This window comes from Mycobacterium sp., assembly GCF_025965855.1.
GTDB lineage: Bacteria > Actinomycetota > Actinomycetes > Mycobacteriales > Mycobacteriaceae > Mycobacterium.
Genome location: NZ_JAOPWB010000273.1, coordinates 34,233 through 40,633, shown reverse-complemented (window position 1 = coordinate 40,633; position 6,401 = coordinate 34,233). Strand labels below are relative to the sequence as shown.

Here is a 6,401-nt window from a genome sequence, read left to right as displayed (position 1 = left end):
ACCGCCGCTGCTTGACAATCAACTTCCAGGGATGTCTTGGCTCACGTTTCGCGTTCTGGCGTGGCTGTGCGTGGTGGACCTGCGCATTCGTGTTCTGATTCGGTGGAATTTGAACACTAAATTCGGGCCGTAAGCTGCGTGGCCCCGAAAAGCGATTCCGAGCGTCAGTTCGCCAATTTTGGGGTCAGTGTTGATGGACTGGATCGGTTATTTGTGAGTGCTGATGTCCATTCGGCGGTTGTTGGGCAGCGGTGGCGGGCTACGACGGCGCGGCGAGCCCGCTAAGCAGGGTTTGAGTGAGTGCAATTGCGGTGCGGCCGCGAGTTTCGTCGTCCATCGGTGTATCGGCGAAGCGGCTCAGGAACGCCTGCTGGAAGCACGCGCCGAGCAGGAGGTCTGCAGCGGCGCGGGGGTCGGCGTCGGCGCGTAGGCGACCGAGGCTCTGTTCGGAGGCGACGTAGTTGGCGACGGCGTCGCTGACGTGGTGTGGGCCGGCGTTGCGTTCCTGCACCGCGGCGCGGTGGGCTGCTAGCAGGTGCGGTTCAGAGAAGACCGCCGCTGCCATCACGAAGGTTTCGTGATAGAAGCCCAGTGCTGCTAGCGAGATGTCCTGAAGTGTCTCTGTCACCGAACGCTCGCCGACGCAGTGCTCGAGGCGACCCAACACAGCACCCAACGTGCTCGGCACACGTTCGGTGAGTACGGCCAGAAAGATGTCGGTTTTGTCGCGAAAGTGCTTGTATAGGGCGGCTTCTGAGTAGCCGGCTTCCTTGGCGATCTCCTTGGTGGTCGCCCGGGCTAGTCCCCGCGTGCGCATAACGTGCGCGGCGGCGTCGAGCATGCGGTCCCTGGTGCTCACACTGACCTCCATCTTGACAAGTTAGTGAGTGCTCACCAATCATAGTGGTTGGTGAGCACTCACTAACCGTCGAGAGGGATGCACGATGCCCCCATCCGCTGCGCGACACGTCGTCTGCCTCGGTGACAGCCTTACGCGCGGGCAGGTCAGCGTTGACTTCGTCAAGATGCTGCGCTCACGCGATATCGGCCAGCAGGTACGCGTGACCAATGCAGGCGTCAACGGCGACCTTGCCTACAACGTGCTGCAACGACTCGACTCGGTGGTCGAGCTACGACCCGATGTGGTGTCGGTGCTCATCGGCACCAACGACGCCAACGCCAGCCTGTCGGAAAAGAACGTCCGAATGATGACGCGGATGAAAAATCTGCCCAGCCGACCGACGATCGAGTGGTACCAGGAGAACCTCACGGCGATCGTCGAGCGGCTCATGCGAGAGACCCTTGCGGAAATCGCCCTGATGTCACTTCCGGTCCTCGGCGAAGAACTCGGCTCACCGTCCGTGCTACGGGCCGCGGACTACAGCGCTGTGGTCAAAGACGTCGCCGAAACACACAACGTGGCCTATCTGTGTCTGTACGAACGCCAGATCGCCTACCTGACCGCCGCAGGATTCACACCCGGGATCCGGTTTCGTGACGGTCGCGTCCTGTCCGCCAGCGCCGCGATACAACACTTCGTGCTGCGTCGCTCACTGGACAGTATCTCGCGTCGTCGTGGTCTGCGGCTCACCACCGACCTGATCCACCAAAACACCACGGGCGCAACCATCATCGCCGACCTCATCGAGGAGTTTCTCGCGCAAAGGGCCTGACCAATGCCGAACCGACCACCAGAGCCCACCCAACCGATCTGCACTCGAAAGCTAGGAGCCACCATGCCTGACCTCGCCACGTCACCGGTTCGACTGGCGGTCCGCCGTTGCACCGCCATCATCGTTGCCGGCCTTGCCACCGCTGTGATCTGGGTGATCGGCCGTTTCGCCCACACCAGCTACATCGCCGTGACACCGCTCGGTACCCGCGAGGTCACCCTGCTGCTCACTGTGGCTGCAACCGTGACAGCCGGATCAGCCGGATGGCTCGTCCTGGCAATCCTGGAGCGCTACTGGGCAGATCCACGCCGGCCCTGGATCGCACTGGCACTCGTCGTACTCGCGCTGTCGATAGTCCCGGTCTTCATCACGCCCGCAGCTATTAGCACGCAGGTGGTACTGACCATCCAGCACTGCGTCGCTGCCGCCGTGCTCATCCCCGGCCTGCTCCGTAGACACTGACCCGCCCACACGCCCGACGACCGCGCCACTCCGATCGAATGACCCCAACATTCACGAACAACGTAGCTCGTTTCCACCTACCGACGACGTCCAAATATCGGGGATAACGGCCGCCAAGACTCGCGTTCAAAGCCAGCGCGCCCGTGGCCTACGTGCGTACCGTGAAGACCGCCTGTGGGGCGACGGCGGTGCAGATCGTGTGGTCTTGGCGGCGGGGCTCACGTTCGATCGAACACATCGGCTCGGCGCACGACGAGATCGAATTGGCCGCGCTGAAGACCGCGGCTGCTGCGCGGCTGGCCGGCGAGCAAACGGAATTGGACCTCGGGCTGTCCCAAGGGGTTCGGCCCGACACGTTGCCGATCACCTCCTTGCGGATGACCCACCTGTGGGAAGCATTGTGCACGGCCTACCGGGTGTTGGGGTTCGAGTCGGTCACCAAGGGTGACAGTGTGTTTCGCGATCTCGTCCTCGCCCGCATCATCGAACCCACCAGCAAGATCGACGCGGCTCGGGTGCTGGGCGAAGTCGGCGTCGAAGCAGCCTCCTATGCCACCCTTAAGCGCCGGCTGCCGGCCTATGCCACACCTTCCTGGCGGCAACCGCTGGCCGCAGCAACGGCCCGGCACGCCCGGCTGGGGCCAGCATCTTTGGTGCTCTACGACGTATCGACGCTGTACTTCGAAACCGATGCCGGTGACGGGTTCCGGGAGCCGGGATTCTCCAAGGAACGCCGCCTGGAACCCCCGATCACCATCGGTTGCTGACCGATGCGACCGGATTCCCGCTCGCCCTGGAAGCGTTCGAGGGCAACAAGGCCGAGACCGCCACCGTGCTGCCGGTGATCAACGCCTTCAAGAAGGCCCACCAGTTGACCGACGTGACCGTCGTGGCGGACGCGGGGATGATCCCCGAAGCGAACCAGGTCGCGATCCAGGCGGCGGGGTTGTCGTTCATCCTCGGCACTAGGGTCCCGTTTCTGCCCGGCGTGGTCGGCGAGTGGCGCGCCAAGCACCCCGATGAGGCCATTCCCGATCAGCTGGTGCTCACCCAGCCGTGGCCTTCCAGCAGCAGCGAGCGGGTCCGCGGCATCCCCGATCGGGTCGTGCACTACCAATTCCGTCACGACCGGGCCCGGCGCACGCCACGTGGCATCGACGAGCAGATCGCCAAAGCCCAACGCGCCGTGGACGGTAAGGCCCCGGGTAAAACGCAACCGGTTCATCACCTTGACCGGGGAGACCAAGACGGTCAACCGGGACCTAGAGGCCAAGGCCCGAGGGTTGGCCGGAGGTACAGCACCAGTTGGTTGACTTCCAATCCATTGACTGCTGCTCAGGGTCCTTTGGCACTAGCGTGCAGCAGCAGTCGGGTCTTGGCTTGCCTTTGGCTAGACAGTCACAACGCACAAACAAAGGAGATTTTCATGAAGTACGTCTTGGAGTGGCGCGTTCGTCCGGGTATCGGCGGTCAGCAGGCCGAAGCCGACACGCAGCGCGCATACGACCTCTACTCGAAGTGGCAGCCCAAGGTGACGATCCTGCAGTTCGTCGGCCGCATCGATGCCGAGGGCGGGTTCATGGTCTGCGAGGCAGACAACCCGGCCGACATCCTCGAAGGCACGTCCAAGCTGGCGAACTACGTCCAATACAAGTGTCACCCCGTGGTCGATGTGGCCGAATGGGTGCAGGCGGGTCAGGAAGGCATCGGGTTCCGCAGCAGCATCAGCTGATCCTCGTCAAAAACGCCGCCAAATCCGCTGGGCGGCGTTTTTGCATTTGCGCTGGCAGAGCGATAGTCATGACCGATCAGCCCGACGACTGGCTGGCAGCCGCGCGCGAGCGCAACGGCTGCGCGACCCACTGCAGCTAATTACCTCGGCCCTGTGAAGTCAAAAGCATCGGGGTTTTAAGCACCGTGGTTGCCGCGCAAGGCGCCGGGCCGGCCGCGGTGCGTTAGGCGCTCGCATACCCGCACGCCGGCCTTCCAGGCGGCCTACCAGCGGCTGCTGCACGATGCCGATGCCGGCAACGTGGCCGTGATGTGTGGCGAACCGACCTGGTGGCGCTGTCATCGGCTTATGATCGCCGACCTGGCCCCGCGCGACGGACACCGGGTGCAGCACATCATGCCCAACGGCTCGCTGGCGCCACACCACCCGTCGGACTGCCTCACCCGCGATCTTGACCAGGCAGCCGACAAATGACGAGGTCAACGGTTACGCTTTGAACGTGGTGGCGAAGAAATGCGGAGCCCCACCTCGCTCGGATGGCTCGTCGAATCGCCCGGACTGCGTAGCCGCGGTGCGGGCGCAAACCCGCGACCGCAATCAGCACTACGCCGCCAGCGCGGCGCGCCGGGCTCGGATCCTCACCATCACCGCGTGGCTGGCCGTGATGGTGAGCGCGAGCTTCGTGCTCGTGCAAATCCTCACCGGTTCCTGGTCGTGGCAGGTCAGCTCGATCAACGTCGCCGCCGCGATGGTCTTCGCCTTCGTTCCCTGGCTGCAGCGATTCGGGGAACTGGTTGCGCCGCTTACCTTTCTCGGCGCGGCCTACGTCTCGATATTCGCCAGCTGCCTTGACGTCGGCACCGCTTCCGGATCGCAGTTCTTCTTTCTGGTCGGCGCCTGCATCGTCGTGCTGCTGCTGGGGATCGAGCACATCGTGTTGGCGTCCGCGCTGGCGGCCGTGGCCGCCGGCCTGATCATCACGGTCGAGTTCCTGGTCCCACGCAACACCGGGCTGCAACCGGCCTGGGCCACGTCGACGGGCTTCGTCATCACCGCCGTCTCCAGCGTCGTGATGGTGGTCGTGACGGTGTGGTTCGCCCTGCGCGATACCGCCCGCGCCGAGGCGGTCATGGAGGCCCAGTACGAGCGGTCGGAGACGCTGCTGGAAAACATGTTGCCCGCCAGCATCGCCGAGCGCCTCAAGGAGCCCGGCCGCAGCGTCATCGCCGACAAGTACGACGACGCCTCGGTTTTGTTCGCCGACATCGTGGGATTCACAGAACGCGCCAGTGGCACCCCGCCCGCCGACCTGGTGCGCTTCCTCGACCGTTTGTACGGGGCGTTCGACGCCCTCGTAGACAAGCACGGCCTCGAAAAAATCAAGGTCAGCGGCGACTCGTACATGGTGGTCAGCGGCGTCCCGCGCCCGCGGCCCGACCATGCCCGCGCGCTCGCGGATTTCGCGCTCGACATAGCCAATGTCGCAGCGGGACTGAAGGATCCGCACGGCGAGCCAATCCCGCTGCGGGTGGGCATGGCCTGCGGGCCGGTGGTCGCGGGTGTCGTCGGTTCTCGCCGGTTCTTCTACGACGTCTGGGGCGACGCGGTCAACGTCGCCTCCCGGATGGAATCCACCGACTCGGTGGGCCGCATCCAGGTGCCCGAGGCGATGTACGCGCGCCTCAAAGACGAGTTCGTGCTGCAGGAGCGGGGCAGCATCGACATCAAGGGCAAGGGCCCCATGCGAACCTGGTATCTGATCGGCCGCAAAGCAACCGAGGAGCCCACCGACGTGCGTGCCGAGGAACCGCGCACCGCGCGCGTCTGAGCCGAAAGTCCCTATCCCCGAGACCGCCGATTGTGTCAGACTGCGGCCATGCAAACCACTCCTGGAACCGCCCCCGTTCCAAGCCTGTTGCCGCACTTGTGGAAATCCGCGCTGGTATCGGGAATTCTGTCGGTGATCGTCGGCGCCGTGATCCTGGCGTGGCCCGGAATTTCCATCCTGGTCGCCGCCGTCGCGTTCGGTGTTTATCTGTTGATCACCGGTGCCGCGCAGGTGGTCTTCGCGTTCAGCCTGCATGTTTCGGCGGGAAGCCGGATCTTGTTGTTCATCGGCGGTGCCGCGTCACTCATCCTGGCGGTCTTGGCCTTTCGTCATTTCGGTCAGGGATACGCAGTCCTGTTGCTGGCCATCTGGATTGGCATCGGGTTCATCTTCCGTGGGGTGGCCACGACGATTTCGGCCATCAGCGATCCGGTCCTGCCGGGGCGGGGCTGGTCGATTTTCATCGGCGTGATCAGCCTGCTCGCCGGGATCATCGTCCTGGCGTCGCCGTTCCCCTCGATCGTCACCCTGGCGATTGTGGTCGGCGTCTGGTTCGTGGTCATCGGCGTACTCGAGATCGTATCGTCGTTCGGCATCCGCAAGGCGTCCAAAACACTCAGCGGTTGAGGCCGCACGATATTGCCGGTAGCGCGGGCCCAAGCCGTTCTACTACACTCTGTCGTAGCTGTTGAATCAGCTCCGCAGT

At 64.1% G+C, this 6,401-nt stretch carries 7 protein-coding genes and 1 pseudogene; 7 read left to right on the top strand and 1 reads right to left on the bottom strand.

What is annotated here, in order from left to right; genetic code table 11:
- Window positions 1-259: 259 nt before the first annotated feature.
- Window positions 260-859, bottom strand: coding sequence for a TetR/AcrR family transcriptional regulator (locus JWP83_RS23110; protein WP_297735348.1), 600 nt, complete (start codon window positions 857-859; stop codon window positions 260-262).
- 85 nt (window positions 860-944) lie between these two features.
- On the opposite strand from JWP83_RS23110, the gene JWP83_RS23105 reads away from it, so the two are divergent.
- The 7 genes and pseudogenes from JWP83_RS23105 (at window position 945) to JWP83_RS23075 (ending at window position 6,322) form a co-directional block, all read left to right on the top strand.
- A complete protein-coding gene (locus tag JWP83_RS23105; RefSeq protein ID WP_297735346.1) occupies window positions 945-1,673 on the top strand; it encodes a GDSL-type esterase/lipase family protein in 729 nt (242 codons plus the stop codon).
- A 63-nt stretch (window positions 1,674-1,736) separates the two neighbouring features.
- Entirely contained in the window at window positions 1,737-2,135 is a 399-nt protein-coding gene (locus JWP83_RS23100; RefSeq protein WP_297735343.1) for a DUF6069 family protein, read from the top strand.
- 188 nt (window positions 2,136-2,323) lie between these two features.
- Window positions 2,324-3,427: pseudogene (locus tag JWP83_RS23095) on the top strand (IS1634 family transposase); the annotation flags it as partial.
- 134 nt (window positions 3,428-3,561) lie between these two features.
- Window positions 3,562-3,867, top strand: coding sequence for a DUF3303 family protein (locus JWP83_RS23090; protein WP_297735338.1), 306 nt, complete (start codon window positions 3,562-3,564; stop codon window positions 3,865-3,867).
- A 189-nt stretch (window positions 3,868-4,056) separates the two neighbouring features.
- On the top strand, window positions 4,057-4,341 hold the full coding sequence (locus JWP83_RS23085; protein WP_297735335.1) for a DUF488 family protein: 285 nt from the start codon (window positions 4,057-4,059) through the stop codon (window positions 4,339-4,341).
- Window positions 4,342-4,366: 25 nt separating this feature from the next.
- Window positions 4,367-5,695: an adenylate/guanylate cyclase domain-containing protein gene (locus tag JWP83_RS23080; protein ID WP_297735332.1), complete on the top strand. Its 1,329-nt coding sequence runs from the start codon at window positions 4,367-4,369 to the stop codon at window positions 5,693-5,695.
- 30 nt (window positions 5,696-5,725) lie between these two features.
- On the top strand, window positions 5,726-6,322 hold the full coding sequence (locus JWP83_RS23075; protein WP_297735329.1) for an HdeD family acid-resistance protein: 597 nt from the start codon (window positions 5,726-5,728) through the stop codon (window positions 6,320-6,322).
- Window positions 6,323-6,401 lie beyond the last annotated feature (79 nt).